Annotated in this window: 19 protein-coding genes; 13 read left to right on the forward strand and 6 right to left on the reverse strand. The window is 68.2% G+C overall.

Translation table 11 applies throughout. From position 1 onward, the window contains the following. Positions 1 to 22: 22 nt before the first annotated feature. Positions 23 to 1,258, reverse strand: coding sequence for an acyl-CoA dehydrogenase family protein (locus RN51_RS09360; RefSeq protein WP_045263773.1), 1,236 nt, complete (start codon positions 1,256 to 1,258; stop codon positions 23 to 25). A 62-nt stretch (positions 1,259 to 1,320) separates the two neighbouring features. After that, positions 1,321 to 1,983 carry a TetR/AcrR family transcriptional regulator gene (locus tag RN51_RS09365; protein WP_045263774.1) on the reverse strand — a complete coding sequence of 221 codons (663 nt, stop codon included), beginning with the start codon at positions 1,981 to 1,983 and terminating at the stop codon, positions 1,321 to 1,323. 60 nt (positions 1,984 to 2,043) lie between these two features. On the opposite strand from RN51_RS09365, the gene RN51_RS09370 reads away from it, so the two are divergent. The 3 genes from RN51_RS09370 (at position 2,044) to sucD (ending at position 4,608) form a co-directional block, all read left to right on the forward strand. Further along, positions 2,044 to 2,397, forward strand: a complete 354-nt coding sequence (locus RN51_RS09370) for a DUF2510 domain-containing protein (RefSeq protein ID WP_045263775.1) — start codon at positions 2,044 to 2,046, stop codon at positions 2,395 to 2,397. 114 nt (positions 2,398 to 2,511) lie between these two features. Further along, complete coding sequence (gene sucC / locus RN51_RS09375; protein WP_045263776.1) at positions 2,512 to 3,678, forward strand: ADP-forming succinate--CoA ligase subunit beta; 1,167 nt, start codon at positions 2,512 to 2,514, stop codon at positions 3,676 to 3,678. 27 nt (positions 3,679 to 3,705) lie between these two features. Next, positions 3,706 to 4,608, forward strand: a complete 903-nt coding sequence (gene sucD / locus RN51_RS09380) for a succinate--CoA ligase subunit alpha (RefSeq protein ID WP_017204065.1) — start codon at positions 3,706 to 3,708, stop codon at positions 4,606 to 4,608. A gap of 254 nt (positions 4,609 to 4,862) precedes the next feature. Here sucD and RN51_RS09385 read toward each other — a convergent pair whose 3' ends face one another. Further along, entirely contained in the window at positions 4,863 to 6,338 is a 1,476-nt protein-coding gene (locus RN51_RS09385) for an NCS2 family permease (protein ID WP_045263777.1), read from the reverse strand. Between the two features lie 90 nt (positions 6,339 to 6,428). On the opposite strand from RN51_RS09385, the gene RN51_RS09390 reads away from it, so the two are divergent. The 9 genes from RN51_RS09390 (at position 6,429) to RN51_RS09430 (ending at position 18,212) form a co-directional block, all read left to right on the forward strand. Continuing rightward, a complete protein-coding gene (locus RN51_RS09390; protein ID WP_045263778.1) occupies positions 6,429 to 7,811 on the forward strand; it encodes a DUF6350 family protein in 1,383 nt (460 codons plus the stop codon). A gap of 63 nt (positions 7,812 to 7,874) precedes the next feature. Next, positions 7,875 to 8,462: a phosphoribosylglycinamide formyltransferase gene (purN, locus tag RN51_RS09395; RefSeq protein ID WP_045263779.1), complete on the forward strand. Its 588-nt coding sequence runs from the start codon at positions 7,875 to 7,877 to the stop codon at positions 8,460 to 8,462. Between the two features lie 36 nt (positions 8,463 to 8,498). Further along, a complete protein-coding gene (gene purH / locus RN51_RS09400; RefSeq protein WP_045263780.1) occupies positions 8,499 to 10,106 on the forward strand; it encodes a bifunctional phosphoribosylaminoimidazolecarboxamide formyltransferase/IMP cyclohydrolase in 1,608 nt (535 codons plus the stop codon). Between the two features lie 103 nt (positions 10,107 to 10,209). After that, positions 10,210 to 11,133 (forward strand): class I SAM-dependent methyltransferase, encoded by a 924-nt coding sequence (locus RN51_RS09405; RefSeq protein ID WP_052674663.1) that lies wholly within the window; start codon positions 10,210 to 10,212, stop codon positions 11,131 to 11,133. A gap of 76 nt (positions 11,134 to 11,209) precedes the next feature. Then, a complete protein-coding gene (locus RN51_RS09410) occupies positions 11,210 to 12,721 on the forward strand; it encodes a DNA-3-methyladenine glycosylase 2 family protein (protein WP_045263781.1) in 1,512 nt (503 codons plus the stop codon). Then, positions 12,718 to 13,215 carry a methylated-DNA--[protein]-cysteine S-methyltransferase gene (locus tag RN51_RS09415; protein ID WP_045263782.1) on the forward strand — a complete coding sequence of 166 codons (498 nt, stop codon included), beginning with the start codon at positions 12,718 to 12,720 and terminating at the stop codon, positions 13,213 to 13,215. Before RN51_RS09410 ends, RN51_RS09415 begins: the two co-directional genes overlap by 4 nt. 308 nt (positions 13,216 to 13,523) lie before the next feature. After that, a complete protein-coding gene (locus RN51_RS09420; protein ID WP_045263783.1) occupies positions 13,524 to 15,455 on the forward strand; it encodes an ABC transporter ATP-binding protein in 1,932 nt (643 codons plus the stop codon). Then, entirely contained in the window at positions 15,452 to 17,266 is a 1,815-nt protein-coding gene (locus RN51_RS09425) for an ABC transporter ATP-binding protein (RefSeq protein WP_045263784.1), read from the forward strand. The genes RN51_RS09420 and RN51_RS09425 overlap by 4 nt, the downstream gene beginning before the upstream one ends. A gap of 127 nt (positions 17,267 to 17,393) precedes the next feature. Continuing rightward, positions 17,394 to 18,212 (forward strand): hypothetical protein, encoded by an 819-nt coding sequence (locus RN51_RS09430; protein ID WP_045263785.1) that lies wholly within the window; start codon positions 17,394 to 17,396, stop codon positions 18,210 to 18,212. 100 nt (positions 18,213 to 18,312) lie between these two features. Here the strand turns inward: RN51_RS09430 and RN51_RS09435 are convergent, their stop codons facing one another. After that, on the reverse strand, positions 18,313 to 18,771 hold the full coding sequence (locus RN51_RS09435; protein WP_045263786.1) for a GNAT family N-acetyltransferase: 459 nt from the start codon (positions 18,769 to 18,771) through the stop codon (positions 18,313 to 18,315). 175 nt (positions 18,772 to 18,946) lie between these two features. Between RN51_RS09435 and RN51_RS09440 the strand changes: the two genes are divergently transcribed. Beyond that, a complete protein-coding gene (locus tag RN51_RS09440) occupies positions 18,947 to 21,166 on the forward strand; it encodes an NADP-dependent isocitrate dehydrogenase (RefSeq protein WP_045263787.1) in 2,220 nt (739 codons plus the stop codon). Positions 21,167 to 21,361: 195 nt separating this feature from the next. On the opposite strand, the gene RN51_RS09445 is transcribed toward RN51_RS09440, so the two are convergent. Next, complete coding sequence (locus RN51_RS09445) at positions 21,362 to 22,852, reverse strand: L,D-transpeptidase (RefSeq protein WP_231579265.1); 1,491 nt, start codon at positions 22,850 to 22,852, stop codon at positions 21,362 to 21,364. A 108-nt stretch (positions 22,853 to 22,960) separates the two neighbouring features. Then, positions 22,961 to 23,365 carry a RidA family protein gene (locus RN51_RS09450; RefSeq protein WP_045263788.1) on the reverse strand — a complete coding sequence of 135 codons (405 nt, stop codon included), beginning with the start codon at positions 23,363 to 23,365 and terminating at the stop codon, positions 22,961 to 22,963. Positions 23,366 to 23,375: the final 10 nt, after the last annotated feature.

Genomic DNA, 23,375 nt, shown 5'->3' on the forward strand with positions numbered 1-23,375 from the left:
GCCGGACGTCGAGGGCGGCGGCTCAGGCGAACGCGCTCATCCCGGTGATGTCGCGCCCGAGCAGCAGGGCCTGCACGCTCTCGGTGCCCTCGTACGTGTGGATCGCCTCGATGTCGGCCAGGTGCTGCATCACACCGTTCTCGAGCAGGATGCCGTTGCCGCCGAGCAGGTCACGGGCGGTCGAGGCGACCCGGCGTGCGGCACGCGTGTTGTGGAACTTCGCCAGCGACGCTTGGGTCGGGCGCAGCTCGCCCTTCGTCTCGAGGTCTGCCATGCGCCGGCAGTACAGCTGCATGGCGGTGAGGTCTTCGAGCATGTGGGTCAGGCGCTCCTGGACCATCTGGAACTTCGCCAGCGGTTTTCCGAACTGCACGCGCTGGGTCGCATAGGCCAGCGCCGCTTCGTAGCAAGCGGTCGCGTGTCCGAGCGCCGACCAGGCGACACCGGAGCGGGTGGCATACAGCACGATCGAGGCGTCCTTGAAACTCTTGGTCCCCGGCAGCACGGCGTCCAGCGGCACCCGCACGTCGTCGAGCTCGATGTGCGCCTGGTGGATCGCTCGCAGCGAGGCCTTTCCGCGGATCACGCTGCCGGTGTAGCCCGGTGTCTCCTGCTCGACGAGGAAGCACCGCACGGCACCGTGCTCGTCGGCGGACTCGTCGTCGACACGCGCCCAGACGAAGGTGATGCCACCGGACGCGCCGTTGCCGATCCACTTCTTCGTGCCGCGGAGGATCCAGCTGTCGCCGTCGCGGCGGGCCACGGTCTCCAGCGATACCGAGTCGGATCCGTGGTCGGGCTCCGTGAGCGCGAACGAGCCGAGCACCGTGCCGTCGGCGAGTCCGGTGAGCCATCGCTCCTGCTGCGCGGGGGAGCCGAACAGTGCAAGAGTGCGCAGGGCGAGCCCTCCCTGCACCGCGAGGATCGTACCAAGCGAGCCGTCGCCCCGTGAGATCTCCATGTTCACCAGGCCGGCGGCCAGCGGCGACAGGCTCGTGAGCGAGGGGTGCTGGACGCCGTCGACGACGAGGTCCATCTCGCCCATCCGGCGCGCGGCATCGAGCGGATACTCGGCGCGGTCCCAGGCGTCCGCCATCTGCGGAGCGACCTCGTCCACGTACGCCTTCGCTCGGTCCCACGCCTCCCGGTCCGCGGCGGGGATGTCGGCGAAGACGGCGTAGTAGTCGCTGTCCTGACGCCCGGTGACGTCGTACGACGAGACGCGCTCGCCGGGGAAGGGGGAGGCTGCAGTGCTCATGGGGCTCCTTCGTGGCACCAGGTATCGTACTCCTCGATACTGGGTTCCACGACTCGGATGTGTCAGTCGAGCTGAGACTGCAACCGGCGGCTCACCTCGGCGATCGGCATGGAGCGGGGGAAGACCGCGACCACCATGTCGTCCGGAGCCGAGGCGGTCTCGTCCGCCGCGACACCGTAGCGTCGGCGCACGTCGACCAGTGCCGTCTGCAGCGTCGACAGCGGCACCTTCTTGCGTCCTCGCAGCAGCTGACGCAGCACGTGGTTGTGCACCGCCGTGACCAGAGCGGCGAAGCCGACCGCGTCCAAGGGATCGACCCCGGGGAGGGCGCTGCGCAGGTAGTCGTCGAACAGTCGTTCGTAGCGGAAGACCGTGATGATCTCGCGCTCGCGCAGCACGGGTACCTGGCGCACGATCTGGTAGCGGCGCCTCGCGAGCTCCGGGTCGTGCGCGAAGTGCGCGAAGACGGACTCGGAGGCAGCGCACACGGCGCCCCATGGATCGTCATGACCTTCGTCGAGGAACTCCCTGAGCTGTTCCAGGAGCACCTCGTGATCCGCGAAGACCACATCCTCCTTGCCGCCGAACTGTCGGAAGAACGTCGACCGGGAGACCCCGGCTGCCTTGGCGATCTGCTCCACCGAGGTCTGGTCGAACCCCTGGGCGCTGAAGAGTTCGAGTGCGGCGGCGACGACGCCGGTACGCAGTTCTGCGGATTCGTGCATGGCGAAAGCCTAGACCGCAGCGTGCGGAGGCGCCCAGGTGTCGCCGTCATACTGAGGAGCGTGAGAGACGACGGGATCCCGGCCGGCTGGTTCGACACGCGGCGTCGTGGCACCCGGCGGTGGTGGGACGGTACGCGGTGGACCGAGCACATCCAGGTGCGCGGCAGAGAGACCACCCTGGCGGACGACGGAGCCTCGGTGCGCCGCCAGCTCCTGACGGTCGAGGTCGTGCTGGCCGTCGTCCTCGTGGTCGCGATCCTGGTCGCCTTCCTGGGCGGTCTGCCCGTGGTCGTGGTGCGCCCGGTGATCGTCGCGGTCGGCGCTGCGCTCGTGTTCACTCCGTTCGCGATCAGACGTCAGCTGCGGTTCGTCGGTGTGCCGGTGCGACGTGCGGGCGTTCCTCCGCTGCGTTGAGGGCGGGTGGGTCCGGCCCGCAGGAGCGCCCAGGCCGAGGTAGTAGGCTGGGGGACTGGTCGATGTCTCGACATCGAGAGAATTACCAGACAGCAGCCCAGTGAAGGAACCACAGTGGATCTGTACGAGTACCAGGCACGAGACGTTTTCGAAAAGTACGGAGTGCCGGTCCTCGCCGGCATCGTCGCGGACACCCCTGAAGAGGTGAGGGCGGCCGCCGAGAAGATCGGTGGAGTGGTCGTCGTCAAGGCTCAGGTGAAGACCGGCGGCCGTGGAAAGGCAGGCGGCGTCAAGGTCGCCAAGACGCCCGACGAGGCGTACGAGGCAGCGAAGGCCATCCTCGGCCTCGACATCAAGGGCCACGTCGTCAAGCGCGTCATGGTCGCGCAGGGTGCGCGCATCGCCGAGGAGTTCTACTTCTCCGTGCTGCTCGACCGCGCCAACCGCTCCTACCTGAGCCTGTGCTCGGTCGAGGGCGGCATGGAGATCGAAGAGCTCGCCGTCGAGCGTCCCGAGGCGCTCGCGCGCGTCGAGGTCAACCCGCTGACGGGCATCGACAAGGAGAAGGCCGTCGAGATCGCTCGTGCAGCCAACTTCCCGGAAGACCTCGTCGACAAGGTGTCCGACGTCTTCGTGAAGCTCTTCGACGTGTACAAGGGTGAGGACGCGACGCTCGTCGAGGTCAACCCGCTCGTGCGTACCGAAGAGGGCGACATCATCGCGCTCGACGGCAAGGTCACGCTCGACGACAACGCCTCCGAGATCCGCCACCCCGAGCATGAGGCGCTCGAGGACAAGGACGCCGCCGACCCGCTCGAGGCCAAGGCCAAGGAGTCGGGCCTGAACTACGTGAAGCTCGACGGCGAGGTCGGCATCATCGGCAACGGTGCAGGACTCGTCATGTCGACGCTCGACGTGGTCGCCTACGCCGGTGAGAACCACAACGGCGTGAAGCCCGCCAACTTCCTCGACATCGGTGGTGGAGCCTCGGCCGAGGTCATGGCCGCCGGTCTCGACGTCATCCTCGGCGACCCGCAGGTCAAGAGCGTGTTCGTCAACGTGTTCGGTGGCATCACGGCGTGCGACGCCGTCGCCAACGGCATCAAGGGCGCGCTCGAGACGCTCGGCGCCACGGCCTCCAAGCCGCTCGTCGTGCGTCTGGACGGCAACCGCGTCGACGAGGGTCGCGCGATCCTCGCCGAGTACGCGCATCCGCTTGTCACCCTGGCCGCAACCATGGACGAGGGCGCCGACAAGGCCGCCGAGCTCGCCAACGCCTGATCGCCTGAGACACAAGGAACCAGAGCTATGTCTATCTACCTCAACAAGGACTCCAAGGTCATCGTCCAGGGCATCACCGGCGGCGAGGGCACCAAGCACACCGCGCTGATGCTCAAGGCCGGAACCCAGGTCGTCGGCGGCGTCAACGCCCGCAAGGCCGGCACCACGGTCTCGCACACGGACAAGGACGGCAACGCCGTCGAGCTCCCGGTCTTCGGCTCGGTCGCCGAGGCCATGAAGGAGACCGGCGCCGACGTGTCGATCGCCTTCGTCCCCGGCGCCTTCACGAAGGACGCGATGATCGAGGCCATCGACGCCGAGATCCCGCTGCTCGTGGTCATCACCGAGGGCGTCCCCGTGGGCGACTCGGCCGAGGCCTGGGCGTACGCGCAGAGCAAGGGCAACAAGACCCGCATCATCGGACCGAACTGCCCCGGCATCATCACCCCCGGCGAGGCGCTCGTCGGCATCACGCCCGCGAACATCACCGGCAAGGGTCCGATCGGCCTCGTGTCGAAGTCGGGAACCCTGACGTACCAGATGATGTTCGAGCTGCGCGACCTGGGCTTCTCGACCGCCATCGGCATCGGCGGCGACCCGGTCATCGGCACCACGCACATCGACGCGCTCGCCGCGTTCGAGGCCGACCCCGAGACCAAGGCCATCGTCATGATCGGCGAGATCGGCGGCGACGCCGAGGAGCGTGCGGCCGAGTACATCAAGGCGAACGTCACCAAGCCCGTCGTCGGCTACGTCGCGGGCTTCACGGCTCCCGAGGGCAAGACCATGGGTCACGCCGGTGCGATCGTCTCCGGCTCGGCCGGTACCGCTCAGGCGAAGAAGGAGGCCCTCGAGGCCGCTGGTGTCAAGGTCGGCAAGACGCCGTCCGAGACGGCAGATCTCATGCGCGCGATCATCGAGTCGCTCTGATCTGAGCTACGCTTGATCTGAAGGCCCCGGGCTCCACCCCGGGGCCTTCTTTCATGCCCGGATGCATGACCGACCGACACCTGCATGATCGGCCGCTTGACCGGCTGCATGACCCGATGACACCTGCATGACCGAGGACCCCGCGTGGGTCATGCATTCGTGCGATGCTCATGCATCCGTGCCAGGGTGACGAGGCGACGGGACGAACACGCAAAGGGGCGGATGCCGCAGCATCCGCCCCTTTGCGTCTCGCGTCAGATCCCGACGCCGAACAGGGCCTCGATGGGTCCGCGGGCGAAGAAGATCAGGAAGCCGGCGCCGACGACCCACAGCAGCGGGCTGATGGTCTTGACCTTGCCCGAGAAGGCGTGGATGAGCACCCAGCTGACGAAGCCCGCCCCGATGCCGTTCGCGATCGAGTAGGTCAGCGGCATGACGGACACGGTGAGGAACACCGGAAGCAGCACGCGGAAGTCGCTGAAGTCGATGTAGCGGATCTGCGCCATCATCATCGCACCCACGATGATCAGGGCCGCGGCCGCGATCTCGGTCGGCACGATGGATGTCAGCGGCGTCAGGAACATCGCGATCAGGAACACGACGCCCGTGACCACGTTCGCCAGACCCGTGCGCGCGCCCTCGCCGATGCCGGCACCCGACTCGATGAAGACCGTGCTGGAAGAGGACGAGGTCGCACCACCGGCGATCGCTCCCACACCCTCGACGACCAGTGCCGACTTGATGCGGGGGAAGTCCCCGTTGTCGTCGGCGAGGTTCGCCTCCTTCGCCAGGCCCGTCATGGTGCCCATGGCGTCGAAGAAGTTCGTGAAGAGCAACGTGAAGACGATCATGACGATCGCGACCAGGCTGACCTTGCTCAGGTCGAAGCTGAAGTCGACGGCGCCGATCAGACTGAGGTCGGGCACGCCGATGGGGGAGCCGTCGAGCGCGGGGACCGTGAGACCCCAGCCGCCGGGGTTCACGACGTTGCCCTCGTCGTCGAAGCCGCGGGCGCCGATGTGCCAGATCGCCTCGACGATGACCGCGAGCACGGTGCCGCCGATGAGGCCGATGAGCATGCCGCCCTTGATCCTGAGCGCCACCAGGATGCCGGTCAGGAGCAGGGTGATCACGAAGAGCAGGGTCGGCACGGTCGCGACGGAGCCGTTGACTCCGAGGCCGACTGGAGGGGACGAGGCGCCCGTCGCGGTGACGAAGCCGGAGTTGACGAAGCCGATGAAGGCGATGAACAGGCCGATACCGACCGTGATGGCGATCTTCAGCTGGAAGGGCACCGCGTCGAAGATCGCCTTCCGCAGGCCGGTGGCCGCGAGCAGGACGATCACGACACCGTTGATCATCACGAGTGCCATCGCCTCGGGCCAGGTCACCTGCCCGACGACCGAGAACGCGACGAAGGCGTTGATGCCGAGTCCGGCGGCGAAACCGAACGGCAGGCGCGTCACGAGACCGAACAGGATCGTCATCACACCGGCGGTCAACGCGGTGGCGGCGCCGACGGCGTTGAAGCTGAGCACGTCTCCGGCCACGTCGGGCTTGCCGGAGAGGATGATCGGGTTGAGGATCACGATGTAGGCCATCGTGACGAACGTCACCAGACCTCCTCGGATCTCGGTGCCGATCGTAGATCCGCGCTTGCTGATCTCGAAGAAGCGGTCCAGGGAGTTCTTGGGTTCGGCGGGTGCCGGGGCGGGCGGGGCAGTTGTCATCGGGAAACCTCCGGAGAAACGCTATCGTGTCGCCGACCCCACGCGCGCCCCCGGGGCTTCGTCGACAACTCGTCGTAGTCTCGAAACGCTATGCAACGCCTCCTCGTCGCGCTCCTCGCCGCCTTCGACGCCGCCATCGCCGCGGCGGTCGGTCTCGTCGTGCTGCTCGCGCCGTTGACGCTCCTGTGGACTCTCGCTTTCGGGATCACCGCCGACTGGGGTGCGCTCTGGCCGCTCACCGGCACGCTCTGGGAGTTCGGGCATGGGGTGCCGCTGGCGGTGACGATCCCGGATGAACTACTCGTCGCGCTCGCGATCCCCGCTCAGGCCGCGTCGTTCGCGGTGTCGATCACCCCGCTGGCGTTCCTGCTCTTCACGCTGCTGTTCGCCGCGCGTTCCGGAGCCAGAGCGGCCGCTGCGGGAACCTGGCTGCTCGGCGTGCTGTCCGGCACCGTGGTGTTCACCGCGATCTCCACCGCTGTCGCGCTGACCGCGCGCCTGGACGCGGCGCAGACACCCCTTCTGCTCGCGATCGTCCTGCCCGCAGCGGTGTACTTCGTCGGCGCGCTCTGCGGCGCCGTCCGTGTCGCGTGGGAAGAGGGCGACGGCGGCATCCTCGACCGTCTGCACGATCGCCTCGACGTCCACGAGGACTGGGCACCGGTCCCCGCCGCCGTCGTCCGAGGCGCGGCCTTCGCCCTGGTGGGTGTGGTCGGTACGGCGGCCTTGGCTCTTGCGGTGATGACCCTGTTCCGCGGGGGAGAGGTCGTCGCTCTCTTCCAGGCCTCCCGAGTGGATGCGCTGGGTGCGACGGTGATGACCCTGGCACAGCTGGTGTACCTGCCGACCCTGATCGTCTGGGCCGCGTCCTGGCTCGCCGGGCCCGGCTTCGCGGTCGGCGTCGGCACCGCGGTGTCGCCGGCGGGCACGCAGCTCGGGGTCGTGCCCGGCGTCCCCGTATTCGGTCTGCTGCCCGAGAACAGCTCGATGTGGATGCTGATCGTGGTGCTCGTCCCGATCGCCGCCGGAGCGTTCGCGGGGTGGGCGGTGCGCTCCCGTCTCGTCTGGGAGGGCACACCGCTGGGAACGGCGCAGCGCGCCGTCATCGCGGTGGGGATCGCGGTCGTCACTGCAGGCGTCGGTGGGATCGCCGCCGTTCTGGCGAACGGATCGATGGGGCCGGGACGGCTGTCCGAGGTCGGGCCGGCAGCGCTTCCCTTCATGCTCGCCCTCGGCCTCGAGGTGCTCGTCGGTGCGGCTATTCTGCTCCTGTCCCCACGGCACCGTGATGAGCTGGCGGAGGAGCGGACGGATCGCTGGATCGCAGAGATGTCCGAGCTCGAACCGAGCCAGGCCCCGGTGGTGCCGGTGCCGGGGATCCCCCTCCCACGAGCACACGACCAGGCGTTCGACGATACGGCGCCCCTCGACGATGTCCGGGGCTTCAGACCGCCCACGGGCAACCGCGACTGACGGCCCCTGGAGCGCCAGCCGAGCCGGGCGGAACGGGTGTCGGCGCCCCGGTAGACTGGGCGCGTGCTCACGGTCGCCGTTCTCATCTCGGGCACCGGCTCGAACCTTCGCGCCCTCCTCGAGGCCGCTCGTCATCCCGATTTTCCCGCCAGGGTGGTCGTCGTGGGTGCCGACCGCGAAGCCGAGGGCCTCGCCCACGCCGAGGAGTTCGGCGTCCCCAGTTTCACCGTGCCGTGGCATGAGCACGAGAGCCGCGAGGCATGGGGTGCGGAGCTCGCCGGCCAGCTCACGGTCTGGAACCCTGACCTCGTGGTGCTGAGCGGTCTCATGCGCCTGCTTCCCCCCTCGCTGGTCGCGCAGTACTCGCCGCGCCTCATCAACACGCACCCCGCCTTCCTGCCCGAGTTCCCCGGCGCCCACGGCGTCCGCGACGCGCTCGCGGCGGGCGTCGCACAGACCGGGGCCAGCGTGATCGTCGTCGACGACGGCGTCGACACCGGCCCGATCCTGGCGCAGGAGCGGGTTCCGATCCTCGACGGTGACACCGAGCACAGCCTGCACGAGCGCATCAAGCCCGTCGAGCGCCGTCTGCTCATCGACGTGGTCCGTGGGATCGCGACCGGCGACCTCGTCCTCAGCTCTTCCTCCTGACCCCCTCACCCGCACCCCCGCACGAAGGAGCCCTTCATGGCCGGCCCCCGCCACGACCCCACGCTCTACCGCGATCGCGACACCGTGCCGATCAGGCGCGCGCTCGTCTCGGTGAGCGACAAGACCGACCTGCTCGTGCTGGCTGCGGCGCTCGCTGACGCGGGTGTCGAGATCGTCTCGACCGGCTCGACGGCCTCGAGCATCCGGGAGGCGGGATTCGAGGTCACCGACGTCGCCGCGGTGACGGGTGTCGCTGAGATGCTCGACGGCCGCGTCAAGACGCTGCACCCGAAGATCCACGGCGGTCTGCTCGCCGACCTGCGTCTCGAGGACCACGAGCGCCAGCTCGCCGACCTCGACATCACCCCCTTCGAGCTCGTGGTCGTCAACCTCTACCCGTTCGTCGAGACCGTCGCCTCCGGGGCGGCGGGCGACGACGTGGTCGAGCAGATCGACATCGGCGGCCCCGCGATGGTTCGCGCTGCAGCGAAGAACCACGCGAACGTGGCGATCGTGGTTTCTCCGCAGTCGTATCCCGGCATCATCGCGGCGATCGGCGATGGCGGCACCTCGCTGACGCAGCGTCGTGAGCTGGCAGCCCGGGCGTTCGCGCACACGGCGGCATACGACACCGCGGTCGCCTCCTGGTTCGCCGAGGGCACGCTGCAGGACGACGGCGACCTGCCGACCCATCTCACGATCCAGGCGGAACGGCTCGCGACGCTCCGCTACGGCGAGAACTCGCACCAGCGCGGCGCCATCTACACCCGTGCCGGCGGTCACGGCATCGCGCAGGCCACCCAGCTGCAGGGCAAGGAGATGTCGTACAACAACTACGTCGACGCCGACGCCGCCCTGCGTGCGGCCTACGACATGGTCAAGCCGGCCGTCGCCATCATCAAGCACGCCAACCCGTGCGGTATCGCCACGACTGCGCCGAACGCACTCGACCCGATCGCCAGCGCCCACCTGCGCGCGCACGAGTGCGACCCCGTCTCGGCGTACGGCGGCGTGATCGCGGCCAACGGCACGGTGACCCTGAAGATGGCCGAGAACCTCAAGGACATCTTCACCGAGGTCATCGTCGCGCCGTCGTTCGAGCCCGCGGCACTGGAGGTCTTCAAGGCGAAGAAGAACCTGCGTCTGCTGCAGCTGCCCGAGGACTGGCAGCAGGAGCGCATGGACGTGCGTCTCGTCTCCGGCGGTCTGCTGCTGCAGGATGCCGACCGCTTCCCCGACGACATCGTCTCCGTCGCGAAGAACTGGGAGCTGGTCTCGGGCGAGCGCCCCAGCGACGAGGAGATGGAGAACCTCATCTTCGCGTGGAAGGCGTGCCGAGCCGTCAAGTCGAACGCGATCGTGCTCGCAAAGGACAACGCCACGGTCGGTGTCGGCATGGGCCAGGTCAACCGCGTCGACTCCTGCCGCCTCGCGGTGGAGCGGGCAGGGGACCGTGCGGCCGGATCGGTCGCGTCCTCCGATGCGTTCTTCCCCTTCGCCGATGGTGCCCAGGTGCTGATCGACGCCGGAGTCACGGCGATCGTGCAGCCGGGCGGCTCCGTGCGCGACGAGGAGGTCGTGGACGCGGCCCGCAAGGCGGGCGTCACGATGTTCTTCACGGGGGAGCGTCACTTCTTCCACTGAGCGCACGCCTGCGCCCTGGGCGCTCCGTTCCGGGAAATCAGTATGGCTCGCGCCGACGGGCCGCCTATATACTGGGCGCTCACTGGGGCGATGGGGCGACGGTATGGAAACACAGGCGTGTGCAGGCTCGACCGACGACAGAGCGGCGGCCCCGTGGCTGAGACCATCCTCGTATTGGACGCCGGCCCATCTCGTGGATTCGGCCTGGATCACCCATGGAGCGTTCGCCGCATGGCTGATCGACGTGCTGCGCCCGCGTGATGTCGTGGAGCTGGGTACGCACAACGGTTTCTCGTGCTTTGCGTTCGCCGAAGCGGCGAAGCGGTTGGGTCACCCGATCACGATCAACGCCTTGGACAGCTGGGAAGGCGATGATCACGCGGGGTTCTACGACGACTCCACGTACCGGGGTGTGCGCGCGATCGCTCGACGGGACTACCCCTCGTCGGTGATACTGCACCGCGGATACTTCTCGGACTCGCGACCGCGTTTCGGGGTGTCGTCCGTCGACCTCCTCCACATCGACGGGCGCCATAGCTATGAGGACGCGCTCGAGGACTACGAGCTGTGGCGGGACACCGTCCGCGAGGGAGGAGTGATCCTCTTCCACGACATCGTCGAACGACGAGACGACTTCGGCGTCTGGCGCCTGTGGGATGAGATCGCCGAACCCGGGCGCTCGTTCGCCTTCCACCACGGGCACGGTCTTGGAGTGGTCGCGGTGGGGACGATCACCCAGGAGCCGTTGCGCGCGCTCTTCGATGCCGACGCCTCGGTCGCCGAAGCCATCCGTGCTGACTTCGAGCGTCTCGGAGCATCGATAGCGCGAACAGCCCGCATCCCTCACCTGGAGGCAGAGGTCTCTTCCCTGCACCGGGTCGTCGAGATGCTCCAGGCGGAGAGAGTGCGCCTCTCCGAGGCCATCGTCGCCCGTGATGATGCCCTGGCATCGTTGCGAGCGAGCGCGAGCTGGAAGGTCACGGAGCCCCTGCGCGCGGTCAGCCGCGCATTCCGCTGGGGTCGCTGACGAGGGACGGTCACTCCGCGACAGTCGTGTCCGATTTCCGCCAGTCGTTGTCGGTGGGGCATGACACAGTGGAGGCATGAGCTTCCCCGTGACGGACTTCGACGAGCGCTACCGTGCGATCAGCGCGCGCGACACCCGCTTCGACGGGCAGTTCGTGACGGCCGTCCGCTCGACCGGCATCTACTGCCGTCCGAGCTGCCCCGCGCGCACGCCCAAACCGCAGAACGTGACGTTCTATCCGACCAGCGCCGCCGCGCACGAGGCAGGCTATCGGGCGTGCAAACGCTGCCTGCCCGAAGCTGCTCCTGGCTCGCCGGCATGGGATCTCCGTGGAGACACCGCCGCGCGAGCGATGAGGCTGATCTCCGACGGTGTCGTGGAGCGCGAAGGCGTGCCGGGGTTGGCTGCGCGCCTGGGCTATTCCGGTCGACACCTCACGCGGCTGCTGACCACCGAACTCGGTGCCGGGCCGCTCGCGTTGGCCAGAGCGCACAGGGCGCACACCGCGCGGATGCTGCTCGTCGGCACCGATATGCCCGTCTCCGATGTCGCGTTCTCCGCCGGGTTCGCCAGCATCCGGCAGTGCAACGACACGATCCGCGAGGTCTTCGGACTCACACCGGGAGAGCTCAGGGCCCGTCGGCGGCTCCCGGCATCCGCCGCTCCCGGCTCGATCGACCTGGTGCTGCCTTACCGCGGTCCGCTCGACGCGAGCGGCATCTTCGCCTGGATGGCGGCGCGTGCGATCCCCGGCGTCGAGGAGAGCACAGAGACCTCGTTCTCGCGTCACCTCCGCATGTCCGGCGGTCCCGCTTGGTTCGAGGTGAGGCAGGACGAGGGGGAGCGCCTGCACCTGCGGGCGAGGGTCGCGCGGCTGGGCGATCTGGCACCGTTGGTCTCGACCGCGCGCCGCATCTTCGACCTCGATGCGGACCCTCTGGCGATCGACGAGGCGCTCTCAAAACACGACGAGATCGCGCCGCTCGTCGCGCGCACCCCCGGCATCCGCGTGCCGGGGTCGGCTGATCCGCATGAGATGCTCATCCGCGCGATGGTGGGGCAGCAGATCACCGTGGTCGCCGCCCGCACGGCACTCACCGCGCTCACCGAGGCACTGGGGGAGCGCACCGAGAACGGACTGCTCTTCCCGACGATGGCGGCCATCGCCGCTCACGGAGCCGAGGTGCTGCGTGGTCCGGCCGCCCGTATCCGCGCCATCACCGGTGCAGCGGCCGCCCTCGCCGACGGATCGCTGACGCTCACTGTCGGAGACGACGGCATCGAACAGCGCGCTGCTCTGCTCGCGATGCCCGGCATCGGACCGTGGACCGCAGACTACGTGCGCATGCGTGTGCTCGGCGATCCCGACGTGCTGCTGCCGGGAGACGTCGCGCTGCGGGCGGGTGCTGCAGCTGCCGGGCTGCCCAGCGAACCTCGACCGCTCACCACCTGGGCCATGCGCGCCGCGCCATGGCGCAGCTATCTGAGCGCCCACCTCTGGCGTGCCGCTCCGGTGCGACCTGCCAGTCCACGGCGAGTCGCTGGGGCAGGCCGCCTCATCGAGACGACGACGAAGGAGAACTCATGACCGCCCTGATCCAGACCATCCAGACGCCGGACGGCGCCTTCACGGTCCTCGCCGACGACCGTCAGCGTGTGCTGTCCTCGGGGTGGACGTCCGATGTCGAGGCGATCCTCGGACGGCTGTCCGTGGCGAACCGACCCGAGTCGCTGCGCGACGCGGAGACGGATGCCGCGGACGCGGTGGTCGCCTACTACGCGGGCGACCTCTCGGCGATCGACTCCGTCTCCGTGAAGCAGACCGGCACCGCACTCCAGCTCGCCGGCTGGTCGGCGCTCCGGGAGATCGAGCCCGGTGGGCCGCTGACCTACACCGAGTTCGCCGCACGCCTCGACAACCCGCGGGCCGTTCGCGCTGCCGCGTCGATCTGCGCCCGCAACGCCCCCGCGCTCTTCGTGCCCTGCCACCGGGTGCTGCGCACCGACGGGAGTCTTGGAGGGTTCGCGTGGGGCGTCGACGTCAAGGAGAGCTTGCTCGCGAGGGAGAGCGCCGCGGGCTGAATCGACAGCGTCACGGAGGCAGGGGGGTGCGGCGTTCGGACTGATCGGGAATGTCTCTTGCTTTCAGCTGGTTCACAGCAATAGGCTGGTGGGCTGTCGCGCCAACCGGACGACATCGCCGAGCCCCTGAGGAGGACACCATGTTCACGATCGCCACCGCGCGGATCGCAGCTCTCGGCTCGACCCCGGCGCGTCCGCTCTCCTAGAGCCACCCCGCCCCTTCTCCGTCGGATGCCGGACCCTGTGGGTCCGCTCTCGCATCCGTCCCCTTCCGCAACCGCTGTCCATACGAAACTCGTCTGAGAGACATGTCCTCCTCGCCTTCCGCGCAGAATCCCTCGCCTTCATCGACCCTTTCCACTCCGGCTGCACTGTGGCGCCTGAAGCCCTTCGTGAAGCCGGTCATCTGGCGGCTCGCCGGCGGTGCCGCCAGCGCGCTCATCGCCGCCGTCATCGCCCTGATGATTCCGATCGTCCTCGAGCAGATCATCAGCGGACCCGTCCGTTCGGGTGAGATCAGCGCCATCATCTGGGGTGCTGTCGCCGTGTTCGCGCTCGCCCTGGGCGAGGCCCTCATGGTATGGCTGCGACGTCAGTTCGTGCTCAACCCGGCCACGCAGGTCGAGTACAAGATGCGCACGGAGCTCTATTCGCGCCTGCAGACCCTCCCGGTGTCCTTCCACGACCGGTGGGGCTCAGGACAGCTGCTCAGCCGCATGATGCAGGACATCGGCCTCATCCGCCGCTGGCTCGCGTTCGGCCTCGTGCTCCTGGTCGTCAACATCCTCACGATCATCATCGGCTCCGTGCTGCTGTTCCGGTGGCACTGGCTGCTGGGCACGATCTTCCTGGTCACGGCGATCCCGCTGTGGATCCGCGGCTACCTGTTCGAGAAGCGCTACGGCGCCCTCACCCGCCGCAGCCAGGATCAGGCCGGCGACCTCGCGACCAGCGTCGAGGAGAGCGTGCACGGGATCCGCGTGCTGAAGGCGTTCGGGCGCGGCAAGCACGCCCTGAGCCGCTTCAGCAGGCAGGCCGAGACGCTGCGCGAGACCGAGATGAGCAAGGCCGGTGCGATCGCGTCGATCTGGTTCTGGCTCGACCTCATGCCGCAGATCGCGTTCGGCCTCAGCCTGATGTCCGGCATCTGGCTGATCTCCGTCGGGCAGATCGGCGAGGCGCAACTGTTCGCCTTCTTCGCGATGGCCGTCGTGCTGCGCTGGCCCATCGAGTCGATCGGCTTCCTGTTCTCGTTCATGCTCGATGCGCGCACGGCGACCGACCGCGTGTTCGACATCTTCTCGGAGACAAACACCATCACCGACCCCGAGCACCCGGTGCACATCGAGAACCCGCGCGGAGAGCTCACGTTCGAGAACGCGCACTTCCGCTATCAAGACGCCGGCGCGCACGAACGCGACCTGCTCGACGGCATCGACCTGGTGCTGCGACCAGGGGAGACCATGGCGCTGGTCGGTCTCACCGGCAGCGGCAAGACCACCCTCACCACGCTGCCCACGCGTCTGTACGACGTGACGGGAGGCAGGGTCACCCTCGACGGGGTCGACGTGCGCGATCTGCCGCTCGCGGAACTCCGTCAGCACATCGCCATGGCATTCGAAGACGCGACGCTGTTCTCGGCCACCGTGCGCGAGAACGTGCTGCTCGGTCGCGCCGAGCTCGACGTGCATGGTGAAGAGGGCGAGCGCGTGTTGCGCGAGGCTCTCGATGTCGCTCAGGCGTCGTTCGTCGACTCGCTGCCGGACGGTGTGGAGACGGTGATCGGCGAGGAGGGGCTCAGCCTCTCCGGCGGGCAGCGTCAGCGACTCGCGCTCGCTCGCGCGGTGGCGGCGAAGCCGAAGGTGCTCGTGCTCGACGACCCGCTGTCGGCGCTCGACGTCGACACCGAGGCGCTCGTGGAGGAGGCTCTGCGGCACGTGCTCGCAGACACGACCGCGTTGATCGTCGCGCATCGTCCCTCGACCGTCGCGCTCGCCGATCGCGTCGCCCTGCTCGAGGCCGGTCGTGTGACGGCGGTGGGGACGCACTCCGAACTGCTGAAGACGAGTCGGCATTACCGTCACGTCATCTCCAGCCTCGAAGCGGAGGAGGCCGCGCGTACCGGCGCCATCCCGGTGATCCGCGATGAACAGGCGGAGATCGAGGAAGAGGTCCGTGCGGGCCTCGGGATGCAGGACGCCGACGAAGACCCGATCACCGAGAAGGAGGTGCAGCGATGAGCTCCGCCATCACCGGAACCCAGAACGAGGACCGTTCCGAGTACACCCGCGAGGAGAGCAGAGAGATCCGTCGTCGGTCCCTCCGTCTGCTCGGATCCCTGGTCAGCCCGCTGAAGCCGCGGATCGTGCTCGCGGCCGCGGTTCTGATCGTGTCGACCGCGCTCCAGGTCGCCGGCCCGATCCTCATCAGCATCGGTCTCGATCGTGCGCTGCCGGCGGCGATCGAGAAGGCCGACTGGATGCCGACGTTCATGATCGGAGGGATCTACCTGCTGGCGGGCGCCCTCGCCGCCGTTCTGATCGCCTGGTACGTGATCATCGCGGCGAAGCTCACCCAGGCGGTGCTGCTGGATCTGCGCAAGCGCATCTTCCTGCACACCCAGCGCCTGAGCCTGGAGTTCCACGAGTCCTACACGTCGGGGCGCATCATCTCCCGTCAGACCAGTGACCTCGACTCGATCAAGGAGCTGCTCGACGGCGGTCTGAACGAACTCGTCTCCGGCGTGCTCTTCGGGCTGTTCACCTTCATCGCCCTGTGCGTCTGGGACTGGCAGTCGGGGTTGATCCTCGCGATCGGCGGAGTGCCGCTGTTCTACCTGATGCGCTGGTTCTACTCCCGCTCGCAGCTCGTGTACCGCGAGTCGCGCGTGATCAGCGCGAAGGTGATCGTGCAGTTCGTCGAGACGATGACCGGCATACGCGCCGTCAAGGCGTTCCGCAAGGAGCCGCGCAACGACAAGGCGTTCCAGGAGATCGCCGGCGACTACCGCGACGTCAACCGTCGCTCGATGCTGCTGTTCGGTACGTTCGAGCCGGGCCTGATGGGCGTCGCGGCTCTCGTGCTCGGCATCGTCGTGCTGTGGGGCGGCATCCGGGTGTCGGAGGGGGCGCTGACGGTGGGTGTGCTGCTGTCCGCAGTGCTCTACGTGCGCAACTTCTTCGCGCCGATGCAGGAGATCGCGATGTTCCTGAACTCGTACCAGTCGGCCACGGCCGCGCTGGAGAAGGTGTCCGGGGTGCTCGAGGAGGTTCCGACCGTTCCGGACCCCGAGAACCCCGTCGACCTCTGGGAGGCCCGTGGGCACGTCGAGTTCGACGAGGTGACCTTCGGCTACAACGGTGAGAAGACGATCCTCCCGAACTTCTCGCTCGACATCCCGGCGGGGCAGACGATCGCCCTCGTCGGTACGACCGGCGCCGGGAAGTCCACGCTCGCCAAGCTCATCTCGCGGTTCTACGACCCCTCCCAGGGGCTGGTGACGCTGGACGGCGTCGATCTGCGCTCGTTGCACCCGAAGGATCTCCGCCGCGCGATCGTCATGGTCACGCAGGAGGCCTACCTGTTCAGCGGCACGGTCGCCGACAACATCGCGCTCGGAAAGCCGGATGCGACCCTCGACGAGATCAAGGCGGCCGCGAGAGCGGTCGGTGCCGACGGCTTCATCTCATCGCTGCCTGACGGGTACGGCACCGATGTGAACAAGCGCGGCGGCAGGGTGTCGGCCGGTCAACGTCAGCTGATCTCGTTCGCCAGGGCCTTCCTCGCGGATCCTGCGGTGCTGATCCTCGATGAGGCCACGGCATCTCTCGACATCCCGTCCGAGCGCTTGATCCAGGATGCCCTGCAGACCCTGCTGAAGGACCGCACGGCGATCATCATCGCGCACCGCCTGTCGACGGTCGCGATCGCCGATCGAGTGCTCGTGATGGAGCATGGGCGCATCATCGAGGACGACACCCCTGCTGCGCTCATCGGAGGCACCGGCAAGTTCGCGCAGCTGCATGCGGCCTGGCAGGAGACGCTCGTCTGACCTCACCTCCTCCGGTCGCGATACGACAGCCGTCCGCACAGGTCGGCCGGCGTATCGCGACCGGAGTCGTTTGCATATCCTGCACCGGGGCCGGGCGTCGATCGCGTCACGTGGGTAGCATCGAGGTATGGACCCCCTGCTGCTCGTCGCCGAGTGGTGGTGGATCGCGCCGGCGACAGTCGCCGCGGGGACGGTGGGTGTGATGGGAATGCGACGTCGCAACAGCACGGTGAGCGGACGCCGGCTCGCGGTCGATGCCGCCCGCCACGACCTCAGGGAGGCGCAGCTGGTCGCCGCTGAGCGGCGTACCGCGTGGAAGATCGCCCGCGCCGACCTCGCCCGTATCACGGCGGAGCGGGCCGCCCAGCGAGCGACGCCCGAACAGGTGGCCGGGGCTCGACGGATGCTGAAGGAGCGGGAACGCGATGCGAAGGCCGCGTCGGCCGATGTGCGCGCGCGCCAGGTACGGCTGAACGCGGCTCGCGGTGCGGTGCCTTCCGCGTCGGAGCCGCGTCCCCTCGAACGACTCCACGCCGCGCATGAGGCGGTGACGTCGCGCTGGATGCATTACGAGACCGATCCCGCGTTGCAGATCTCCTATCCGGCGATGACCGATGTGAAGTCCGCGCAGACTGCCGCGTACCTCCGTGCCGCCGGACACGCGGCGGAGATGCGCCGCGCGGCCTCCGGACGCATCACCCCGGCCGAGTTCGCCGCCTATCGTGACGCGGTCGCCGAGCTCGAGCGGGCGTTCGAGGCTGCCGAGCACGCCGCGAAGGTTCACGCGGGGGAGGCGCCGGCGACGCCGGCGTGGCAGGACGCCGCTCAGGACATGCTGAATCATTCCGCCGAGGCCATCGACCGTGCAGCCGGAGCAGCCGCGGCCGCGCTCTCGTCGTGGACGAGCCGGCGCAGACCAGGCGGCACTCCCGACGACCGTTCCTGACGACGAGAGGGACGTCGGTCTGTGAGAGCGCTCCCCTGAAGGGGAGTGAAGGGCGACGAGGTCTCGATGGGGGAGGGGATTCGAGACCCCGCCGCCCGGTCTAGGTGGTGACGCGGATCTCGGCGATGACCTCGCCGTAGGCCGTCTCCCCGACAGGGGTGAAACCGACGCGGCGGAAGAAGGCCTCGGGGCCGTCCTCGCCGGCTTCGTAGATCACGTTGACGTGGTCGACTCCGCGTTCGCGCGCCTCGTCGATGAGCGCCTCGACGGCGAAGCGGCCGACGCCGCGGCCCTGGTCGTCTGCATCGACGTTGATGCGCCACAGCACGGAGCGGAAGTGCTCCTCCGGGGCCTCGTCGTCGAAGTTGGCGCTGACGAAGCCGACGACCTCGTTGCGGTCCAGGATCACCCGCTGCCAGGAGGTCTGCGGGTTGATGACGGTCGCTGCGATCCCGTAGGAGACCGGAGCGAGGAACTGCTCCTGTCCGGGCTTGAGCGACAGGTTGTTCACGGCGACGATCGTCGCAGCGGAGAGTTCGACCATGCGCAGTTCGGACATGGACCCAGGCTAACCCCTCCGGAGAGGTGCGACACGTCTCCGGCGAAGTTTTCGCCGCTCTGTGGCCGTTCGTCGACATGGAGCGGCCGCGGGTCATCGGCCTGGACCACAGGGTCAGACCGGCTCAGGTATCTTGGTATCGAGACAAATTTCCCCGCGAACGGAGTACCTCCCGGTGACCGACGACGCCATCATCTACACGTACACAGACGAGGCACCGGCGCTCGCCACCGCCTCGTTCCTCCCGATCATCCAGGCATACACCGGCCAGGCCGGCATCGAGGTCGAGACGCGCGACATCTCGCTGGCAGGCCGCATCCTCGCCGCCTTCCCCCAGAAGCTCACTCCTGAGCAGCAGGTGGGCGACGCTCTCGCCGAGCTCGGTGGTCTCGCCACCCTTCCCGAGGCCAACATCATCAAGCTGCCGAACATCTCGGCATCGATCCCTCAGCTGAAGGGTGCGATCGCCGAGCTGCAGAAGCAGGGCTTCGACATCCCCGACTTCCCGGACGACCCGAGCTCCCTCGAGGAGAAGGACGTCCGCGCCCGGTACGACCGCATCAAGGGCTCCGCCGTCAACCCGGTGCTGCGCGAGGGCAACAGCGACCGTCGCGCGCCCCTGGCCGTGAAGAACTACGCCAAGAAGCACCCGCACCGCAACAAACCGTTCGCTGAGGGCTCGAAGACCCGTGTCGCGACCCTGGGTCACGACGACTTCAAGCACAACGAGCGCTCCTGGGTCGCCGCTCACGACGACGTCCTCTCGTTCCGCCACACGGCCGACGACGGCACGGTCACGGTCCTCAAGGAAGGCCTCAAGGTCCTCCCGCGCGAGATCATCGACGCCACGTTCCTGTCCGCGAAGGAGCTGGACGCGTTCCTCGCCGAGACGCTCGAGGCGGCCAAGGCCGACGACGTGCTCTACTCCGTGCACCTCAAGGCCACCATGATGAAGGTCAGCGACCCGATCATCTTCGGTCACGTGGTGAAGGCGTTCTTCAAGGACGTCTTCGACCAGTACGGCACGCAGCTCGCCGAGGCGGGCCTGAGCGCGAACGACGGCCTCGGTTCGATCCTCGCGGGTCTGGCCGACGTCACCGGCGGCGAGCAGATCGCTGCGGCGTTCGACAAGGCCATCGCCGAAGGACCGCGCCTGTCCTACGTGAACTCCGACAAGGGGATCACCAACCTGCACGTGCCGAGCGATGTCATCGTCGATGCGTCGATGCCTGCCCTCGTCCGCAACGGCGGGAAGCTCTGGGGCAAGGACGGCGAAGAGGCCGACACGATCGCGGTCATCCCCGACTCGTCCTACGCGAGCGTCTACCAGGCGGTCATCGACGACGTGATCGCGAACGGCCCGCTCGACCCCGCCACCATCGGCACCGTCCCGAACGTCGGGCTCATGGCGCAGGCGGCAGAGGAGTACGGCAGCCACGACAAGACCTTCGAGATCGCGGCAGACGGCATCGTCCAGGTGCTCGACAGCGAGGGCACGGTGCTCATCGAGCACACCGTGGGCAAGGGCGACATCTGGCGTGCGACGCAGACCAAGCACATCCCGGTGATGGACTGGGTCAAGCTCGCCGTGACCCGTGCACGTGCGACCGGCGACCCCGCCGTGTTCTGGCTGGACGCCAACCGTTCGCACGACGCGCAGATCATCGCCAAGGTGCACCAGGGGCTCGCCACGCTCGACACCAAGGGCCTGACGATCACGATCCTCGCTCCGGAGGAGGCCACGCGCTACACGCTCGCCCGCATGCGGCACGGGCTCGACACCATCTCGGTGACCGGCAACGTGCTGCGTGACTACCTCACCGACCTGTTCCCGATCCTTGAGGTCGGCACGAGCGCCAAGATGCTCTCGATCGTGCCGCTGCTCGCCGGCGGTGGACTGTTCGAGACGGGTGCCGGTGGCTCCGCTCCGAAGCACGTGCAGCAGCTGGTCGAGCAGAACTACCTGCGCTGGGACTCGCTGGGTGAGTTCTTCGCGCTGGCGGCATCGCTCGAGCATTTCGCCGACCGCACGGGCAACGAGAAGGCCCGCGTGCTGGCGGAGACGCTCGACGCCGCGACCGGAACCTTCCTCGAGGAGGACCGCTCGCCCGGCCGTGCGCTCGGCACGATCGACAACCGTGGCAGCCACTTCTACCTCGGCCTGTACTGGGCGAAGGAGCTGGCCGCGCAGACGAAGGATGCCGAGCTCGCTGCGGCCTTCGCGCCGATCGCCGAGAACCTCGCCGCGAACGAGGAGGCCATCGTCTCCGAGCTCAACGCCGTGCAGGGACAGCCCGCGGAGATCGGTGGGTACTACCGTCCGGACGAGAAGCTCGTCGAAGCCGTCATGCGCCCGTCCACGACGCTCAACACGATCGTCGACGCCCTGCGTTGAGACGACGGAAGGGGGCGGATGCTGCGGCATCCGCCCCCTTCTTCGTACCCGGCTCGTCGAGTGGAGCGCTGGACGCCCTCGACAGGAGTGGGCGTCCTTGTCAGGAGTGGACGTCCTCGTCAGGAGTGGACGTCCTCGTCAGGAGTGGGCGTCCTCGTCAGGAGTGGACGTCCTCGTCAGGAGTGGGCGTCCTCGTCAGTAGTGGACGGAGATCTCGAGGCCCTTGGGGGACCAGTCGTACACGTACTTCGCGAGGTCGATCGGCAGGTTGACGCAGCCGTGGCTCATGCGCTGGCCGAAGTTGTTGTGCCAATACGTGCCGTGGAAGCCGATGTTCGGAGCGAACCAGGTGATCCAGGGCACGTCCTTCGTGCAGTACGGTGCGCCTTCGTAGCAGCCCATGTCCTGGATGCGGGTGTGCGCGAACACCTTGAAGTTGCCGGTGGGGGTCAGCGTTCCGGGGAGTCCGGTGGATACGGCCCAGGAGTTCACGACCGCGCCGTTCTCGTAGAGGACGGCGCGCTGCGAGCTGAGGTTGATGTCGATGCGGCGGAACAGGCTCACCGTCTCGAACGGGGTCTCGGTGACCGAGAGTGCGAACGCTCCATTGCCGGCTTCCAGCTGCGTGGCAAACTGGGCGGCGATCCCCGTCGTGTCTCCGAGCGCTCGGCCGACCGCGCCCTCCTGCTCCGCTCGGAGCACGGTTCCGGCGGAGTCGACGATGTTGGTCGCGTTGACCGGCGCGCGGTCGACGGCGGCGGGAAGCCCGTCCACCGTGGCCTGGATCGCCTGCGGGTCGGCCTTGATGGCCAGCTGACCGTCGTCATCGACGACCGTCAGCCACGAGGCGGCGACGGCGGGGTCGACCGGGACGGTGCGCTCCTCGCCGATGTAGAAGCCGACCGTGGGGAGCATCGTGTTCAGGGCGGTCGCAGTGGCGGTGGCGTCGTCATCCGAGATCGCGGGCTTGGCCTCCGCGGCGTCTCCCGAATACTCGAGCGCGGTGCGACCCTCTCCGATCGCTTCCGCGAAGGCGGTGTTGAGGCCCGCGAGGTCGATCCCGGTTCCGGCCTCGGCCGGTGTGATCACGAAGGCGCCGCTGGCAGCGTCGAAGACGACCCCGGCATCTACGGGGTCGTCGAAGCTGGTCGGCACGGCGCCACGCAGTGCCGCGTCCGCCTTCGCCGTGTCGAAGGCGATGTCGGCGGGGACCGGGTCACCCATCCAGGCGCCGAGGTTCCACAGCGGGTGTTCGGCGAACGCCTTGTCGGCGAGAGCGGTGGCATCGACGTTCGCGCCGAGGTCGGCACCGGTCAGGACCGTTCCGTCCCCCGCGCCGGTGAGAGTGATCTCGGTCTGGGCGAGGCGTGCGTCGATGGTGTCGGCGGCCGCGCCCGGAGTCATCCACCCGACGGGGATTCCGGCGACCGTGGTGCCTGGAGCGATGAGGATCATCGACGCGGCACCCGCGCCGATGGCGACCACTCCCAGCCCGAGGCCGATCCAGAGGCCGAGGCGGCGCTTCTTGGGAGACGGTTCGATCGGAGCCCAGGCGAGCGGCTGGTCACCGGTGGTCGGCGGGACGGTCTCGGTGGGAGCCTCCGTCGGTGCGAGCACTGCAGTGGGCGCGGAGTCATCTCCACGCGCCTCGGCTGCTGCGCCCGGCGCAGAAATCAGATCGGTCACGAACTTCACCCCCCGGATCTCAAACGTGTCCTGACGTCCAATGGTACGGGATGGGAGGTAACGGGGAGGCAACGGTCCGTGATAACGTGCCTCCCCGCAACTCGGGTGTCAGTCGATGATCGCGATGCCGTCGATCTCGACGAGCATCTCCTCGCGCGGCAGGCCCGTGAAGACGGTGGTGCGCGACGGCAGGACGCCGTTGGTCGTGTGCGCGGTCACGAACGCGCCGTACGCGTCGTTCATGATCGGGAAGTCCTCGCGCTTGGTCAGGTAGACGCGCAGCATCACGACGTCGTCGAACGTCGCGCCGGACGCCTCGACGATCGCCTTCACGTTCTCGAGCGTGCGCGTGGTCTGAGCCGCGACGTCTCCGGGATACAGGTACTCGTTCGTCTTGGGGTCGACGGGCCCCTGGCCGGAGACCTGGACGAACGGGCCCTTGCGGATTCCCTGCGAGAACGTGTGGGCGGGGGCGGGGGCGGCGTCGGTGGAAACTCGGATCTTCGCGGTCATGTCGCCAGCC

It is taken from the genome of Microbacterium oxydans (assembly GCF_000956405.1).
GTDB classification, from domain to species: Bacteria; Actinomycetota; Actinomycetes; order Actinomycetales; family Microbacteriaceae; genus Microbacterium; species Microbacterium oxydans_C.

Coding starts and splice junctions, on each gene's coding strand:
- purH (WP_045263780.1), top strand. CDS start 8,499: ATGGCCGGCCCCCGCCACGACCCCACGCTCTACCGCGATCGCGACACC.
- sucD (WP_017204065.1), top strand. CDS start 3,706: ATGTCTATCTACCTCAACAAGGACTCCAAGGTCATCGTCCAGGGCATC.
- RN51_RS09385 (WP_045263777.1), bottom strand. CDS start 6,338: ATGACAACTGCCCCGCCCGCCCCGGCACCCGCCGAACCCAAGAACTCC.
- RN51_RS09435 (WP_045263786.1), bottom strand. CDS start 18,771: ATGTCCGAACTGCGCATGGTCGAACTCTCCGCTGCGACGATCGTCGCC.
- RN51_RS09425 (WP_045263784.1), top strand. CDS start 15,452: ATGAGCTCCGCCATCACCGGAACCCAGAACGAGGACCGTTCCGAGTAC.
- RN51_RS09415 (WP_045263782.1), top strand. CDS start 12,718: ATGACCGCCCTGATCCAGACCATCCAGACGCCGGACGGCGCCTTCACG.
- RN51_RS09410 (WP_045263781.1), top strand. CDS start 11,210: ATGAGCTTCCCCGTGACGGACTTCGACGAGCGCTACCGTGCGATCAGC.
- RN51_RS09390 (WP_045263778.1), top strand. CDS start 6,429: ATGCAACGCCTCCTCGTCGCGCTCCTCGCCGCCTTCGACGCCGCCATC.
- RN51_RS09450 (WP_045263788.1), bottom strand. CDS start 23,365: ATGACCGCGAAGATCCGAGTTTCCACCGACGCCGCCCCCGCCCCCGCC.
- RN51_RS09365 (WP_045263774.1), bottom strand. CDS start 1,983: ATGCACGAATCCGCAGAACTGCGTACCGGCGTCGTCGCCGCCGCACTC.
- RN51_RS09420 (WP_045263783.1), top strand. CDS start 13,524: ATGTCCTCCTCGCCTTCCGCGCAGAATCCCTCGCCTTCATCGACCCTT.
- RN51_RS09360 (WP_045263773.1), bottom strand. CDS start 1,258: ATGAGCACTGCAGCCTCCCCCTTCCCCGGCGAGCGCGTCTCGTCGTAC.
- RN51_RS09430 (WP_045263785.1), top strand. CDS start 17,394: ATGGACCCCCTGCTGCTCGTCGCCGAGTGGTGGTGGATCGCGCCGGCG.
- RN51_RS09405 (WP_052674663.1), top strand. CDS start 10,210: ATGGAAACACAGGCGTGTGCAGGCTCGACCGACGACAGAGCGGCGGCC.